The sequence below is a fragment of the Halarcobacter anaerophilus genome, from assembly GCF_006459125.1.
Lineage (GTDB): Bacteria > Campylobacterota > Campylobacteria > Campylobacterales > Arcobacteraceae > Halarcobacter > Halarcobacter anaerophilus.
In genome coordinates this window covers 818,024-834,104 of sequence record NZ_CP041070.1, presented here as the reverse complement: position 1 = coordinate 834,104, position 16,081 = coordinate 818,024, and the positions used below count along the sequence as shown (strand labels likewise).

Below are 16,081 nucleotides of genomic sequence, written 5' to 3'. Positions count from 1 at the left end.
GAATTATCATTATATTATTTAAAGTTGGAAAAAATAATAAAAAAACAGCAGATATCTTTAGAAGGACTTCTTCTAAAGATATTTTTTTAATTAAATTCAGGTTTTGGTGTTTTTAGTGTTGATTCAGGTAATTGAGGATAAATAATTTGAGGTTTTTCTCCTTTTAAGGATTTTAAGAAAGTAACAATTTTAGCCGCATCTTTGTCGTTTATATCAATACCAAGTTGAACCGATCCCATCTCTTTAACCGCATCGGATAAAGACCAAATTTGACCGTTATGAAAATACGGAGCAGTTTCTGTAATATTTCTTAGAGTCGGAGTTTTTACCATCCCGTTTTTATCCCCTTTAAAATCTCCGACATTTGTAAATTTATATTTTGATGCTATTTCAAAAGGCTGCATTGTTCCCCCAAGAGCAATTCCCGTATGACAAGAGACACAACCTTTGTCAATAAAAGTAGACAATCCCTCTTTTTCATCTTTAGTCAAAGCATTTTTATTTCCGTTTAAAAAGTCGTCAAATCTTGATGGAGTAACCAAAGTTTTTTCAAAAGTTGCTATTGTTGCCGTGATTTTTTCAAAATTAATTTTCACATCTGTTCCATATGCACCTTTAAACTCATCAACATATTCTGGAATTGAAGTAATTCTTTTTTCAACCAATTCAGGAGCCGCTGCCATTTCTGGACCCGCTTGTACCGGACCTTGTGCTTGATCTGCTAAATGAGGACTTCTACCGTCCCAAAATTGAGCTTTGAAAAATACCGAATTGTAAACAGTAGGAGAGTTTAGATTATGAGGATTTTTTGTCCACATATGACCTATTGCAGCAGGTATTCCGTCTGCTCCGCCCAAAGCTAAGTTATGACAGGTATTACATGAGATAATTCCGCTTTTTGAGATTCTAGGATCAAAGTATAATTTTTTACCAAGTTCTACTTTTTGTTTGGTAATAGGGTCGTTTTTATCGTCTATCATCTCCATCAATGCCGTTTTTTCAGCCGGGATTGCCACAAGTCCGCTGTTTTTTGCTTTTTGAATTAAAGCTTCATTAGCTAAAACAGAACTAACACTTAATAAACATGCTACTAACGAAATCGCTACTTTCATATTTTTATCCTTTTTTTTCTAATAATTTGGATAAAAATTATATCTGCAATATGTAAAGTTAGAATCTACTTTTTTTGACACTTTCTTGACACTTTTAACTACAAAGCCTTTATGAAGAGCAGCTAAGCTGTAAATTTACAAACTTATTAGGTGTAGGTTTTGAATATCTTTCAAACTTTTTATGTTCACCAAAAGGATTTTGGGCAATATCAAGCAAATCATTTACTAAAGTAAAATCTCCATCCTCAGCTTTTTGTATCGCTTCTTGAAGCATATAGTTTTTTATAATATATTTAGGATTTACTTCTTTCATTGTTATTTGCATTTTTACAATATCAAGATTTTGTTTTTCACAAATCTTTTTATACTTTTCAAGCCATTTTGCCATAGGTTCTTTATAAACACAATAATCTAGAATTGAAGAAAAATCTTCATGTGATTTCAAATTTGTAAGCTGCCAAAAGAAAAAATTGTAATCAGATCTTGACATTTCAAGAGCATCTAAAAGTTCGACTATTAAATCCAAATTTGAATCACCGCTTAAAGAGCTATCAAGACCTACTCTTTTATTCATAATTTTCAAATACTCATTTTGATGTATTGAAATAAAGTTTTTTAGATAAGCCATTAATTTGGAAAAATTACAAATTTTACCCAAACTGTAAGCTAAAATTTCCAAATTCCATTTTGCAATATGTGGTTGGTTGTTAAAAGAGTATCGCCCTTCACTGTCGGTATGATTGCAGATGCAATGTTTCTCAAAAAAATCCATAAAAGCAAAAGGACCGTAATCAATAGTAAGTCCGGCAACACTCATATTATCAGTATTCATAACTCCGTGCATAAAACCGTAAGCCATCCATTGTGCCATTAGTTTTGCGGTTTTATCAACCAATTCAAAGAAAAATTTTTCATACCTTTCATTCTCGTTTATCAAATGAGGGAAACTCTGTTTTATAACATAATCTGTTAGTTGCATTAGATTTTTTTGGACCTCTTTTCCTCTTGAGAAAAATTCAAAAGTTCCTATTCTAACCCATGAAGGGGAGAGTCTTAAAACAATAGCTCCTTTTTCAGCTTTAAAATAATCTCTATAAACTTTATGTTCTGAACCAAGTAAAGCCAAAGCTCTTGTTGTAGGAATTCCCAAAGCATACATATGTTCACTTATAATAAATTCTCTAATTGAAGAACGTAAAACCGCCCTACCGTCACCTTGTCTTGAATATCTTGTAAGTCCAGAACCTTTTGTTTGAAGGTGCCAATTGTTTACGCTTCCTAAATTTATTGCTCTTCCGTCACCTAGTTGGGGAACAAAATATCCAAATTGGTGTCCTGCATATGCCATTGAATAAGGAATTGAACCTTTTAAAACTTTTTCTCCGTTTACAAACTTTACGAAAGCTTCACTTTCACACTCCCTATAATCCAGATTTATCAAATCACAGGCACTTTTACTGTAACTTATAAGATAAGAACTGTTTAAAGGTGTTGCATCCAAAGTTTGATAAAATTTTTTATCAAATTCAAAATAATCAATGTTTAACTCTAACTCATCTAATTTCATTTTTCTCTTCTATATATTATTTCAAAATAGATTATCAAAATAAGATAAAAACACTCTTATATTAGAAAAACTAATAATTGAATTTAAGATATTTTAACTCTTATATAAAATAAGCTATAATTGCCCAAAAAATTAGGATATGCATGAATAATTTTAAAGTAGAAACAGCACTTAGTCATATAACAAAATATGCTCCTTTTGAAGATATTGCAGGAGCTTCCCATTTTCCAATTTACAATACGGCAACATTTGATTTAAAAAAACAAAAGGGAAATAAAATATACGATTATACAAGAAGCGATAATCCTACAAGAGAGACTTTGGAAAACCTCTTTACAAAAGTTGAAAACGGTTCAGGATGTGTTTGTACCCACACGGGAATTGCCTGTGTAGCCTTGCTTTTTGAAACAGTTTTAAAAGCCAATTCCCATATTTTGGTTGAAGCCGATTGTTACGGAGGAACTTTTAGACTCTTAAAAGTTTTCAAAGAAAAATATAATATTACAGTCCATTTTGCAGATTTTTTAGACTTTGAACAACTTGAAGAGATATTAAAAAACAATCCAATAGATTTGGTTCTTTGTGAAAGTCCTACTAATCCAGGTCTTAAAATAATAGATTTAAAAGAAGTTGCAACTTTAACACATAAATACAACTCTTTGTTTGCAGTTGATAATTCTCTTGCAACTTTTATTAGTCAAAAACCTCTTGAACTTGGAGCCGATTTTTCTTTGTTTTCAACAACAAAATATATTTCAGGTCACGGAGCAGTCGTTGCAGGTGCAATAGTTGCAAAAACAAAAGAGCTTGCAGAAAAAATTCACTACTACGCAAATGCACATGGAAGAAGCCAAAATCCGATGGATGTTTATCTAATAACTCTTGGTATTCCAACACTTAAAATAAGAATGAAAGAGCATCAAAAAAACTCAATAAAAATTGCAAAGTTTTTAAAAAAACAAGAATATATTACAAAAGTAACCCACCCTGCACTAAAATCTCATCCTCAGCATAAATTGGCAAAAGAACAAATGAGATATATTCCCGGAGTTTTTTGTGCCAATTTCAGCTCTTTGGAACTTGCCGAAAAATTTATAGAAAATACAAAAATATTCGGTGAAAAATGCTCTTTTGGAAGTGCCGATTCAAGAGTAGAAATTCCTGCAAAAATTTCCCATGCCTCTTTTTCAAAAGAGGAACTTGAAGCTATTGGAATAGAGGAAGGAACAGTTAGATTTTCAATCGGTTTGGAAAATGTAAAAGATTTAATAGCTGATATAAAACAGGCAATAAAATAAAATGAACGGCAGTTTTTTCAAAGAGATTCCTACAGGAGAGACTTTACCACCCAATAATATCCATGCAGTCTCTGTTTCTATGCCAAAACTTGAAGATGTAATCGGTTATGAAGAACAAAATCCAAAAACTTTAGAAAAGATAAAAAGTGCATATCCCAGATTTGTTCTTCATCCCTATTTAAAAATTTTGGCAAATTATATAAAAGAAAAATATCATGTATGTGATAACTATGAAATTGTCGTTTTAAGTTCACCAAAAGCGGTAAAACTTTTAAGCGACAAATACTATATCAATAATAAAATAGAGATAGATGAACCTTTTGGAGTTATTTTAGTTCAAAAAGAGACCTCACAACTTCAAAAAGTATTAACTTATATTCAACACTCAGGATGCAATCTCTCTTCAAGATTTGCCGAAGATTATTTATATAAAGCAGGTTTAATAAAGAACTTATTTAAAGAAAAAGTAGAAAATAAAAAAACAGCCAAAAACACAGTAATAGAAACTTTGGCAAAAGCTTACAAACAACCTAAAAAAAACATCTGCTTAACACCTTCAGGGATGAATGCAGTCTATTCGGTAGTTAGAGGTTTAAATTCTATTCAAAGTCATAACGGAAGAGATATTCTAATCCAATTTGGCTGGCTTTATTTAGATACTATGAATATAGTTAATCACCATTTTCAAAGACAAAAAATATTTCCCGATATAAAAAACCTTGATTTATTAGAAGAGTATTTAAAAATAAACGGCTTTAAGGTTACGGCAATAATCACGGAAATACCAACAAACCCTTTGCTAAAATGTGCAAATATAAAAGCTTTGAGAAAACTTTGCGACAAATACAATATTCCTCTTGTAATTGATTCAACTTTTGCCACACCTTATAATCTTGATCTAACCTCTTATGCGGATATTTTTGTAGAATCTTTGACCAAATTTGCCTGCGGAAATGCAGATGTTTTAATGGGTGCAGTTATTTTAAATAAAAAACACAGACTTTCACATATGACAGAAGAGTTTTTTAGACACTGCGAACCTGTTTTTATAAAAGATATACAAAGATTGGCTTTTGAAATAAAAAATTATGAAAAAAGAGTTAAAAAAATAAGTAAAAATACAAAAGCTTTGGTTGAATATTTTAAAACCTGCTCTTATATCGATAAAATTTATTATTGTTTAGATAAACAAAATAAAGAAAACTATTCCCAGACAATGATTGATGAAAATAGCTTTGTAGGAATAATCTCGGTAACTTTTAAAAAGCCTTTTAAAGAAGTTTACGATAAATTAAATTTTGCAAAAGGACCTAGTCTTGGAACAGAATTCACCCTTTTGATGCCTTACACTTATTTAGCTCATTATGATTTAACGAAAACAAAAAAAGGCAAAGAGTTTTTAAAACAAATAGATTTACCTATTGATTTACTTAGAATCTCTGTCGGAGTTGAACCAATAGAAGAGATTATAAAAGAGTTTGAAAAAATCTCCTAGTTTAGGAGTTTCACTCTCAAAATATTTAAGTTGCTTATTACTTTTTGAGGTTTATACTTAGCAATAATTTACAAAAAGGATTTTAAATGTATGATGTAGTTATCGTAGGAGCTGGAGCTGCCGGTTTTGGTTGTGCTTTGACGTTAGCAAGTGCAAATGATAAATTTGAGTGGGCAAAAGATAAAACCTATTTAATGTTTGACAACAACAAAAGTGACTTAAATGCAGCTAAATATTGCAATGTTGCGGGAGTTGATTTTGGTATAAACGGAGTTGAGCTTTTGGAAAAGATGAAAAAACAATTATCTAATTTTAAAGCTTGCCAATTAAAAAACGATACGGTAACAAAAATAGAAAAATCTGATAATATTTTCAAAGTTACTGCACAAAATGAAACCGTAGAAGCAAAAATCGTAGTTCTTGCAACAGGTTTCCATAAATTTGAAATAAAATGTGAAGGTGTTGAAGTAAAAGCAAATGATAATGCACCAAAACCAAATCTAATCTATATTGAAAATAAAAACAATCTTATAAAAGAAAACCTCTATGTTGCAGGACTTGCGAGTAAAGTTCCCACAATGCTCAGCGTAGCAAGCGGAGACGGAGCAAAAGTTGCTTGCGATATTTTTAAACAATGGTCGGGAAAAGTTGCAGTCGTACATGATTTTGCATCTAAAAAATAGATCTGCTTAAATTGAAAGTCTAAAATAATATTTGGACTTTCAGTCTACTATTTCTATATTTATAAAATTATTTTTTTTAGAAAATAATATTAAAAGTACATTTTAAGACATTTTTTAATATCATCTGTTTGAAATACCGTAAATAGGGGAAAAATAATGTTAAATAATTTTTCGATATCTTTAAAACTTAAGATAAACAGTGCTCTTATTGTTTTAGGATTGTTAATTGCAGGTTTGGTTGTCTATAACAGCTTAAATTCACTATCAAATCAGTATAAAAACTCTGCAGCTTTAGCTAAACAAAATGATACTTTAAACTCTATTTTTATTAATGGTCTTTTGTATAACTCATCATCAGGTGTCGTATTTCAAAACCCTGACTCACAAAAAGCAAAAGAGACTATGAATAAAGCTATAACAAAGGTCATGAAATCTGCCATTGAGTTCAAAAAACTAAATAGTGATTTATATTTAAAGTTTGAAGATAAGATTTTAAACTTTTTAACTACGGTTAAACCTCTGTATGAAAAAGTTCAAAAAGGGAATTCTTTAGAAAAAGAAGATATGGCTGCCTCTTTACAAGCGTGGAGAGACTTAAAATTCAGTGTTACAGATATTTTAAAAAGTATAAAAAAAGATGCTGTAAAATCGCAAGAGAGTTATCATACTTTTATAGAAGAATCAATTATTAGTATAATTTTGATTTTCCTTGTTATCTTAGTTTTGATTCTTATCTTTAATATTTTATTATCAAGAAGTATTGTTCAGCCTTTAGAGATTTTAGAAGAGGCTATGGAAAAACTCTCTACTTCTTCGGAAGGTCACGCAAAAATTGATATAAAAAGCAAAGACGAAACAGCAATGATTGCAAAAAACTTCAATAAATATCTTGATAAAATAGAAAAAGGAAGAGAAGAAGACTCTTTGGTTATTCATGATGTAAAAGAAGTTGTTGAGGATATTAAAAAAGGTAAACTAAACAGTAGAGTTAAAACAACAACCTCAAACAGAGCTATTATGGAGCTTGTTAATACACTTAACAGTATGCTTCACACTCTTCATGAAATTATAGACCATGCACTTGAAACATTGGATAAATATAAAAATGAAGATTTTAGATCAAAAACTTCAATTGAGTGCGAAGGTGAAATAGATAAGCTTTTAGAAGGGATTAATACCCTTGGCGAAACTATTTCTAATATGCTTGGAAAAAGTAAAAGACGTGGATTGCAGTTAAATGAGAGTTCAAAAGATTTATCAGATACTATTGACTCTTTAAATACGAGTTCAACGGAAGCTGCCGCAAATCTGGAACAGACAGCCGCTGCTTTAGAAGAGATTACGGCAAACGTAAAAAGCAGTACAATTAAAGTCGAACAAATGTCTCAATTGGCAAATGAAGTAACAGAAAATGCACAAAAAGGTGAAAGTCTAGCTTCAAAAACAGCATCTTCAATGGATGAGATAAATAACGAAGTTGCCGAAATAAATGAAGCTATTACAGTAATTGACCAAATTGCATTTCAAACGAATATTCTTTCACTAAATGCAGCTGTTGAAGCAGCAACGGCAGGTGAAGCAGGAAAAGGTTTTGCAGTAGTTGCACAAGAAGTTAGAAACTTGGCGAATAGAAGTGCGGACGCGGCAAAAGAGATTAAAGACTTAGTTGAAAAAGCAACATTAAAAGCAAATGAAGGTAAAACAATCTCTGATAATATGATTCAAGGTTATAATGGTTTAAGTGAAAATATAAACAGAACTATTGAACTTATTTCAGATATTTCCGTAGCAAGTAAAGAACAACAAAGCGGTATTGTGCAAATAAACGATGCGATTAATGCTCTTGATCAACAATCTCAATTAAATGCCACAACAGCTTCAAAAACAAAAGAGATAGCAACTTCTACTCAACACTTGGCAAAAGAGATACTTGATGATACAAACAGCAAAGAATTTTTAGGTAAAAATGAAATAAAAATTGAGAGAAAAGAAGAAAAAAACAAAGAACTTCCAAAATCAAAAGAGAATAAAAATTCTAAAAAAACAGAACAAGAAAAAATAGTCCAAGCAGAAGATGACGATGAATGGGAGAGTTTTTAAACTCTCCTAAACTCTATACTATAGCTGCATTTAAAAATAGCAACATTCCTAATACAAACATTATAACAGGTGCAGCAATTTCCAAAAAGTTTGTTATATTATGAGATTTTGATGAAATTTTATTTAAACTAACACCTAAAAAAGATGAAGCAAAAATTACTATTCCCATTCCTAAACTTATAAAAATAGAAGCTAATAATACTGCAAAATATGTTTTTAAAATAAAAGCATAAATAAATAAAATTACCGTTCCGGGACAAGGAATAAGCCCTGCTGTTAAAACAAAATATAAATCTTTTTTCATAAAATTAGGTTTTAATTTTACAGCTTTATTAGGTGCCGTCGCACTCCAAACAGGTTTTTGCTCAACACTGCAAGAAGAGCATGAACACCCTTTGTTATTTAATTTATTATATAAAATATACATAGCTAAAATCATAATCAATACTGCCGAGACTTTTGTTAATATCTCTACAGAATCTTTTACAAAATTATTTAACACAGATTCTAAAATAAATACCGAAACAAGAACTAAAATCAAAGCTCCTATTATATGAATAAAAGCGCTGGCTTGAGAGATAAAAAAAGCTTTTGTAAAAGAACTTTTATTTGAAGCAAAATATGAAAATGCCAAAGATTTTCCATGCCCCGGTCCTAAAGCATGAACTATTCCATAAAGAAAAGAGACAAATAAAAGCATAACTAAAGCCCAGTTATCACCTTTTTCTATCTTTACAAGATAACTTTTTAGTTTTTTTGTATATTTAGAAAGAAGTGTTTCGTTAGGAGTTTCTTCATTTTTTTCAAGCTCTTGATTCTCCTCTTTTTCCTTTTTTGTTTGTTCAATATTTGATTGAATTACAGAAGAGGGATTTATATAAAAAGCAACGCTTTGTCTGTTGAAAACCTCATCAAATTTAAAAGGAGCATTAAAGTTAACTGCTCTTTTTACCATTATTAAAATAAAATAGTTTTGGTCATCATTTATATTTACATAAAGAATATTATCTTTTACGACTTTATAGTTTAAATTTAAAAGATATTCAAAATGCAAAAGTGAGTTTTTTATATAAGTTTTATAACTTCTTACATCTATTTTCTTTGAGTTCTCTTCATCTATAACTTTATCGTAAGAGATATGAGTAAGAAAATTTTTAGGTTTTATATAATCAATTAAAGCTTGTTCAATAGGAGGTATTTCACTTTTATCGATTTGAGAGTTTTGGTTTAAATCATAAACATCTTTTAACTGCTGAGTAAACTCTTTTGTTAAAACCCAGGTAACTTTTGCATTTTTAATATATAAATCGTCTGCATTTATTTCAAGAGAGACTTTTGTTTCAGGAGAGTACAAAGTACAAAGCGCACACCCAAAAAGGGTATGCGAAAATAGTAATAAAAGAAGAAAATATCTACTTATAAGATTTTGCAATCTCTTTTGCCACCTTAATTAAATTTTCATCCCAGTTTTCTGCTAAAGGATCTATAACCGCAACATTACCATTTATACTCTTAGATATAGTTTTAGCTCCTTTTTGAGAAAATTGAGGGGCAACAAAAACAATTTTTATATTGTGTTTTTTAGCTTCATCCACAAGTTTTACAAGTTGTGCAGGTTTTGGCTCTTTTCCTTCTATTTCAATAGAGATTTGCTCTAAATGATATCTTCTTGAAAAATATCCCCAAGATGGATGAAATACCATAAAAGCTTTGTCTTCGTAATTTTTTAATATATTATGAAGTTCTTTATCCAAACTATCTAACTCTTTTAAAAATTTATCTAAATTTGTTTTATAAAAACTTGCATTTGTTTTATCAACTTTTACCAAAGCCTCATAAATATTTTTTGCTTGAATTTTAACTAAAGTAGGTTCAAGCCAGATATGCGGATCTAAACCGTGATGTTCATGTCCTGCATGTTCTTCCTCTTCGTGATGTTCATGGTGTTCATGTTCTTCTTCATCATGATCGGCATGCTCTTCATGATGTTCATTTTCATGCTCATCTGCTTCTTCTTTGTGATGATGGTGTGCTGCAATTTCTGCTTTTTTGATACCTTTAGAAGTATCTGCTATAAGCATATCTTTATTTGCATTTTCAAATTTTTCTAACCAAACTTTTTCAAAAGGAACTCCTATTGAAAAATATGCTACCGATTTTGATAAAAGTTTCATTTGTGAAGTTTTAGGCTCATAAGTTGCAGGAGAGGCTCCAGGCTGAACCATTACGTTTACTTTTACTTTATCTGCTGCAATTTTTTCTACAAAATATTTTTGAGGAAGAATTGATACCGTAACCTCTTCCTTTGCAAATATAAAACTACTTAAAACGAAAAAAGTTAATAAAATTAATCTCATATTATATCCTTATTTTTTGCAATCTAGTTGCATTTTTTGAATTCTAATAAATAAATACTTTGATGCAACTGAATTGCAAAAGTCTATTATAAAAATCAAATCTAATTTTAAAAATAGATAGAATATAATGTTTTATGAACTTAGAAAACATATCAAAAAATATAAAATTGACAACTGCAAGAAAAGCCATATTGGAACAATTAATAGAGTCTAAAAAGCCTATTTGTTACGAAGATATAAAAGACAAACTCAGTATGGATAAAGCAACTTTTTATAGAAATATCACAAAATTTGAAGAAGAAGGTATTATCACCTCTTTTGAATCAAATGACAAAAAAAGATATTTTGAAATTCTAAAAACAAAACATCCCCATTTTATATGTTCTATATGCTCAAAAATAGAGTGTATTCATGAAAAAGTGGATGTTAATTTAAAAGGACATAAGATAGATAATATAATCATAAAAGGGATTTGCCCTCAATGCTTAATAAAACAGGAGAAAAATTAATGATACAAAAGCTTATCACCTTGGAAAAATTTATAAACAAAGAGGCTTTAAGTGGTATTATACTTTTTATAGCAACCGTTGCAGCAGTAGTTGTTGCAAACTCTAGCTTAGGTCAGGCATATTATGATTTATGGCATATGCCTCTTGGAATAAATATAGCAGATCATAAAATCTCTATGAGTCTGACTTATTGGATAGATGATGCTCTAATGGCACTATTTTTTTTAATGGTCGGTTTAGAGATAAAAAGGGAGATGTTAATAGGAGAGTTATCTTCTGTTTCTAAAGCCTCATTTCCTATAGTAGCTGCAATTGGAGGTATGCTTGTACCTGCACTTATTTATATAGCTTTTAATACGGATAATCCTTACGGATTCGGTATTCCTATGGCAACTGATATTGCTTTTGCTCTCGGTATTTTAATGCTTTTAGGAAAAAGAGTAAATCCGTCATTAAAACTCTTCTTAGTAGCCCTTGCAGTAGTTGATGACTTAGGTGCCGTAGTTGTTGTGGCAACTGTATATACAAGTGAGATACATGCCGAATATTTTCTTCATGCAGGAATTATTTATGCTCTGATTTGGGCTTTAAATTTTAAAGGTGTTACTAAAATAACTCCTTATTTGATTTTAGGAGTTGCTCTTTGGGTATATATTCATGCAATAGGTATTCATGCTACTATTGCAGGTGTTTTATTGGCTTTTGCGATTCCCATTCAATCAAAACTTGAAGAGAGAAAATTTATTAATGAAACTAAGAGAAATTTAGAAGATTTTGAAAATAATATAGACGAGATTCCTATTTTGAACCATCACCAAATTGATTCTTTGGAAAATATTGCATATAGTTATGACAAAGTTCAAAATCCTTTGGTAAGATTAGAGCATAATCTTCACGGACTTTCCGCTTTTTTTATTATGCCTTTGTTTGCTTTTTCAAATGCAGGAGTTCTAATCGACTTTTCAAGCGTAAGTCAAAACTTTATGATAGTTTTAGGTGTAGTTTTAGGTCTTGTATTAGGAAAACCAATAGGTATTTTAGGATTGACTTATCTTGCCCAAAAACTTAAAATTGTAAAAAAACCAGATGATATCTCTTGGAGTGAAATTTTAGCCGTAGGTTTTATTGCCGGTATCGGATTTACTATGTCAATTTTTATCACCCATTTGGCATTTATGGATGAAAATATTATTGCGGCAGTTAAACTTGCAGTATTTGCAGCTTCTTTTATAGCAGCAGTAATTGGAGTAATACTTCTATTAACAGTCAAAAAATCATAGAAATAGAGCAATTTTGTTCTATTTCTATTTTTATACTTTAGGTATAATCTTTTTATGAAACTAGAATCTTTAAACCAAATTTTTTTTGAAAATATTCAAAACTCTAACGGTCAATTTTCAAAACATTTTCATAATACCTATACTATAGGTCTAACCCATGACGGTATTTTTAAATCAATAAACCAAAACAAAGCCACTTTAACATATAAAAACGCAACAAGAGTAATAAACCCCGGAGAAGTTCACTGCGGTAATTCTAACTCATGGAAATATACAAACTTTTATCCTACGGTTAAACTTATTACGGATATTTATGAACAAATATTTTTTGAGAGAAAAACTCCAGTATTCGTAAAACATATTATTGAAGATCTAACTTTATACAAACTTTTATTTAAATTTTTTGTAAGTGCATATGAAAACAAAGATTCTATAGAAATAGAGACATATCTAATAGAAGCCTTGTCTTATCTAATAAAAAAATACGCAGATAAAACAAAATCTTTTGAACCTCTTTTTAATGACAAAAAAATCATAAAACATACTATTGAATATATTAATGACTCTATTGAAACAAACCTATCATTAGAAGAGCTTGCTTTAAATTCAAACTTAAGTAAATACCACTATATAAGAACTTTTAAAAACAGTACAGGAATAACTCCACATCAATATATTATGATGCAAAGAGTACAAAAAGCAAAAGAGCTTATCTTAAAAAACGTAAACTTAAATGAAATAGCTTCAAGTGTAGGATTTAGCGACCAATCCCATTTTATAAGAACATTCAAAAAAATTTACGGTTATGTACCTAGCCAGATAAAAGAAAACAGCAATTTTGTTCTATACAAAAAAAATTAAATGATGTAAACTTTCGATAAAAAGAGTTTACATGACTGAATCAAATAAAAATATATTCTATTTTCTGCTATTTTTGGCAATGCTTTCTTGGGGTGCTTCTTGGGTAAATGTTAAAGTTTTAAGTTCTTATATAAATGAGTTTGAAACTATGTTTTTACGATTTTTTATAACTGCAATTACTATGATTCCTATAATTTTGGTCTTAAAAAAATCTTTCAAAATTGATTTAAAAAGTTTAGGTCTTGTTATTATTACCTCTATTGTTTTTATCTGTTATATGAAATATTTCTTTTTGGGAACAAAATACGGAACGGCTAGTTTAGGCGGAGCTTTTGTAACGACGCTGATTCCTATAAATACATTTTTGATTTTAGCACTTTTCGGAGAAAAAAAGATTACTAAGAAAGATGCTTTTGCCCTGTTTATAGGAGCAATAGGAGTTTTAACCATGCTTAATATTTGGTCTTTTAAAACAGATGAAATATTTTTAATACAAAATTTGTATTTTATTTTAGCCTCTATTTTCTGGCCGATTATCACGATATTAAGTTCAAAATCGACAAAAATATCACCTATCGTTTTTACATTCTATTTATATATTGCAACTTCAATTTTAAATATTATATTTTTTGTTGATATTTCAAAAATCAATTATCAAAGTTTTGATGAAATATTTTATATAAACCTTTTTGTTCTTACGATTATAGCTTCAACTTTTGCAAATACAATATATTTTTTAGGCATAGAGAAGTTAGGAGCCAGAGAGGTTAGCAGTTTTATCTTCTTTGTTCCTTTTGCCGCAATTATCTTAAGTGCATTTTTTTTAAAAGAAAAAATCACTCCTTCAATTATAATTGGGACAATATTGACTATAATTGCCGTCCAGATTTTAAATAATATAAAAATAAGAAGAAAGAAAAAGATTGAGCAAAGAGATTAAAAAGATAAATGCATTAACCCTTTCGGGACTTATTATAGGTCCTATATTGGGTTCGGGAATTATACTTCTTCCTGCTATGTTATATAATATGATTGGGAATTTTTCTCTTGTAATTTGGTTGATTATTTTAACTTTGGGTTTTGCCTTTGCCCTTGTTTTCGGCAAACTTGCAATTAAATTTCCCGGAGACGGAGGAGTTAGTTTAGCAACAAAAGAGGTTTTAGGAAGAAAATATCAGTTGCTTACCTCTTTTTATCTAATTTGTGCCGTATTTTTCGGACCTGTCGCCGTACTTTTAATAGCAGGAAAATTTTTACAAGAGTTTTTTCCTAACACCTCTTTGGAACTTTTAGGCTTTTATGTATATATTATAACTTATATTTTGCTTCTTATTAGAATCAGTTTTCTTGGGAAATTGATGTTAATAGTAACTTCGAGTATTACTGTAATATTTTTTCTTTCAAGTATTCATATTATATTAAATACTCACCATTTTGACCTTACGTTACCATATATTTCAATAAAAGAGATAGGTTACTCTTTTATTTTGGTATTTTGGGCAATTGTAGGATGGGAAGTTATAGGAAACTACTCAAATGAAGTAAAAAGTACCTCTACGCTTACTAAAGCGGTAATTTTTTCCGCTATTGTCGTATCTTTGGTATATATATTATTAACTCTTGCTATTTGTTTAGGAGAGTTTCCAAAAAATCAAGAGTTTAAACTTCTTATGCTAATAGAACCTCTTTTTGGAAAAGTATCGAATATTATTTTAACTTCTATATCCGTAATACTTTGTATAGGAACTTTGATTCTTTTTGTAGGCGGAGTTTCAAGACTTATAAAATCTCTAGAAATAAGCACTTTTACCTCTAAAACAACTAAAAACGGGGTACCTATAGGAGCTTTAAACCTATTATCTCTTTTTTATATTATTACTTTGCTTCTTGTTTATTTTGATCATCTTACTTTAGATAATCTTGTAGCCTTTGCTGACGGCTTTTTTATAGCAAATGCTATTATTGGACTGATTACGGCTGTTGTTCTTTTTGAAAACGGTATATTAAGATTTTTTGCTATTGTTTTGACTATTCTGTTTTTTATTATACTTCTTTTTTCAAATATTTTCGTTTTGGCTCTTATATTAGGACTTTTTTTATTTACATATTTAAAGAAGTAGATTTTACTTCTTTAATCAGATTTTCTAAATTTTTTATTTTTCTTTACATACTGCATTTATAATTATTTGGAATAAAAAGTTTGAGATATAATCCAAAGTTTTTTTATCATTTTGTTTTAATTCTTCAGTACCAAGAGCAAGTTTACTCATATGTATAACATAAAAATTATGTATCGTACCGTGAATCAAAGAAGAGAAAGCATAAGTGTTTATATTTTCAAATTCAGAATTTAAATCTAGTTTTGAAAAAATTATATCCACATAATTTATCTGTTTGCTGATTAAAGGAAGTATATTTTCATTTATATTTGCTCCGTAATTTGCAAGTTCTCTAAGACCCAAAGCTATTAAATACGGATTTTTCTCAATATTAAAACATAAATTATCTATATAAGATTTTAGAAGTATTTTCCCGTCTCCTTCATCTTTTGATAAATCAAAATCTAAACTGACTTTGCCTAAGGCATCTTTTAAAACCTCTTCATACAAAGTTTTTTTATCTTTAAAGTAGTAATAGATTGTTGCTTTATTAAGTTTTAGTTTTTTAACTAAATCATTCATGCTAACAGCATTGTACCCAAGCTTTGAGAACTCTTGGGTTGCTGTATGCAGTATTTGTTCTTTTGTAGTCATTTTTTACCTGTTATAACCAACCATTTGGTTAAAAGTTTTATAAAAATTATATAAGGAAATAACAAA

The 16,081-nt window shown here is 29.5% G+C and carries 14 protein-coding genes; 9 read left to right on the top strand and 5 right to left on the bottom strand.

Features of this window, described 5'->3' with window-relative positions; genetic code table 11:
- Positions 1-86 precede the first annotated feature (86 nt).
- Positions 87-1,112, bottom strand: a complete 1,026-nt coding sequence (locus tag AANAER_RS04090) for a cytochrome-c peroxidase (protein WP_129082556.1) — start codon at positions 1,110-1,112, stop codon at positions 87-89.
- A 109-nt stretch (positions 1,113-1,221) separates the two neighbouring features.
- A complete protein-coding gene (locus tag AANAER_RS04085; RefSeq protein WP_129082557.1) occupies positions 1,222-2,679 on the bottom strand; it encodes a protein adenylyltransferase SelO in 1,458 nt (485 codons plus the stop codon).
- Positions 2,680-2,822: 143 nt separating this feature from the next.
- Between AANAER_RS04085 and AANAER_RS04080 the strand changes: the two genes are divergently transcribed.
- From AANAER_RS04080 to AANAER_RS04065, 4 genes are all read left to right on the top strand, one after another.
- A complete protein-coding gene (locus AANAER_RS04080) occupies positions 2,823-3,977 on the top strand; it encodes a trans-sulfuration enzyme family protein (protein ID WP_129082558.1) in 1,155 nt (384 codons plus the stop codon).
- A 1-nt stretch (position 3,978) separates the two neighbouring features.
- Positions 3,979-5,472 carry a PLP-dependent transferase gene (locus AANAER_RS04075; protein WP_129082559.1) on the top strand — a complete coding sequence of 498 codons (1,494 nt, stop codon included), beginning with the start codon at positions 3,979-3,981 and terminating at the stop codon, positions 5,470-5,472.
- Between the two features lie 86 nt (positions 5,473-5,558).
- Positions 5,559-6,155, top strand: coding sequence for an FAD-dependent oxidoreductase (locus tag AANAER_RS04070; protein WP_129082560.1), 597 nt, complete (start codon positions 5,559-5,561; stop codon positions 6,153-6,155).
- A 156-nt stretch (positions 6,156-6,311) separates the two neighbouring features.
- A complete protein-coding gene (locus AANAER_RS04065; protein ID WP_129082561.1) occupies positions 6,312-8,255 on the top strand; it encodes a methyl-accepting chemotaxis protein in 1,944 nt (647 codons plus the stop codon).
- Positions 8,256-8,268: 13 nt separating this feature from the next.
- Here the strand turns inward: AANAER_RS04065 and AANAER_RS04060 are convergent, their stop codons facing one another.
- Both AANAER_RS04060 and AANAER_RS04055 read right to left on the bottom strand, forming a co-directional pair.
- The gene (locus tag AANAER_RS04060) at positions 8,269-9,687 is read right to left on the bottom strand and encodes a nickel/cobalt transporter (protein ID WP_170218428.1); all 1,419 of its coding nucleotides are present in this window, start codon (positions 9,685-9,687) and stop codon (positions 8,269-8,271) included.
- Positions 9,668-10,612, bottom strand: coding sequence for a metal ABC transporter solute-binding protein, Zn/Mn family (locus AANAER_RS04055; RefSeq protein ID WP_129082562.1), 945 nt, complete (start codon positions 10,610-10,612; stop codon positions 9,668-9,670). Before AANAER_RS04055 ends, AANAER_RS04060 begins: the two co-directional genes overlap by 20 nt.
- Positions 10,613-10,746: 134 nt before the next feature.
- Here AANAER_RS04055 and AANAER_RS04050 point away from each other — a divergent pair, with 134 nt between their 5' ends.
- From AANAER_RS04050 to AANAER_RS04030, 5 genes are read left to right on the top strand one after another with little or no spacing between them, the layout of a single operon-like run.
- Positions 10,747-11,121, top strand: coding sequence for a Fur family transcriptional regulator (locus AANAER_RS04050; protein ID WP_129082563.1), 375 nt, complete (start codon positions 10,747-10,749; stop codon positions 11,119-11,121).
- Positions 11,121-12,401, top strand: coding sequence for a Na+/H+ antiporter NhaA (nhaA, locus tag AANAER_RS04045; protein ID WP_129082616.1), 1,281 nt, complete (start codon positions 11,121-11,123; stop codon positions 12,399-12,401). Before AANAER_RS04050 ends, nhaA begins: the two co-directional genes overlap by 1 nt.
- 54 nt (positions 12,402-12,455) lie before the next feature.
- Complete coding sequence (locus AANAER_RS04040; RefSeq protein WP_129082564.1) at positions 12,456-13,262, top strand: AraC family transcriptional regulator; 807 nt, start codon at positions 12,456-12,458, stop codon at positions 13,260-13,262.
- A gap of 31 nt (positions 13,263-13,293) precedes the next feature.
- Positions 13,294-14,202 (top strand): DMT family transporter, encoded by a 909-nt coding sequence (locus AANAER_RS04035; RefSeq protein ID WP_129082565.1) that lies wholly within the window; start codon positions 13,294-13,296, stop codon positions 14,200-14,202.
- Entirely contained in the window at positions 14,186-15,382 is a 1,197-nt protein-coding gene (locus AANAER_RS04030; protein ID WP_129082566.1) for an APC family permease, read from the top strand. The genes AANAER_RS04035 and AANAER_RS04030 overlap by 17 nt, the downstream gene beginning before the upstream one ends.
- 33 nt (positions 15,383-15,415) lie before the next feature.
- On the opposite strand, the gene AANAER_RS04025 is transcribed toward AANAER_RS04030, so the two are convergent.
- Positions 15,416-16,015 carry a TetR/AcrR family transcriptional regulator gene (locus AANAER_RS04025; protein WP_129082567.1) on the bottom strand — a complete coding sequence of 200 codons (600 nt, stop codon included), beginning with the start codon at positions 16,013-16,015 and terminating at the stop codon, positions 15,416-15,418.
- Positions 16,016-16,081 lie beyond the last annotated feature (66 nt).

Coding starts and splice junctions, on each gene's coding strand:
- AANAER_RS04070 (WP_129082560.1), top strand. CDS start 5,559: ATGTATGATGTAGTTATCGTAGGAGCTGGAGCTGCCGGTTTTGGTTGT.
- AANAER_RS04040 (WP_129082564.1), top strand. CDS start 12,456: ATGAAACTAGAATCTTTAAACCAAATTTTTTTTGAAAATATTCAAAAC.
- AANAER_RS04025 (WP_129082567.1), bottom strand. CDS start 16,015: ATGACTACAAAAGAACAAATACTGCATACAGCAACCCAAGAGTTCTCA.
- nhaA (WP_129082616.1), top strand. CDS start 11,121: ATGATACAAAAGCTTATCACCTTGGAAAAATTTATAAACAAAGAGGCT.
- AANAER_RS04055 (WP_129082562.1), bottom strand. CDS start 10,612: ATGAGATTAATTTTATTAACTTTTTTCGTTTTAAGTAGTTTTATATTT.
- AANAER_RS04035 (WP_129082565.1), top strand. CDS start 13,294: ATGACTGAATCAAATAAAAATATATTCTATTTTCTGCTATTTTTGGCA.
- AANAER_RS04075 (WP_129082559.1), top strand. CDS start 3,979: ATGAACGGCAGTTTTTTCAAAGAGATTCCTACAGGAGAGACTTTACCA.
- AANAER_RS04090 (WP_129082556.1), bottom strand. CDS start 1,112: ATGAAAGTAGCGATTTCGTTAGTAGCATGTTTATTAAGTGTTAGTTCT.
- AANAER_RS04065 (WP_129082561.1), top strand. CDS start 6,312: ATGTTAAATAATTTTTCGATATCTTTAAAACTTAAGATAAACAGTGCT.
- AANAER_RS04085 (WP_129082557.1), bottom strand. CDS start 2,679: ATGAAATTAGATGAGTTAGAGTTAAACATTGATTATTTTGAATTTGAT.
- AANAER_RS04080 (WP_129082558.1), top strand. CDS start 2,823: ATGAATAATTTTAAAGTAGAAACAGCACTTAGTCATATAACAAAATAT.
- AANAER_RS04050 (WP_129082563.1), top strand. CDS start 10,747: ATGAACTTAGAAAACATATCAAAAAATATAAAATTGACAACTGCAAGA.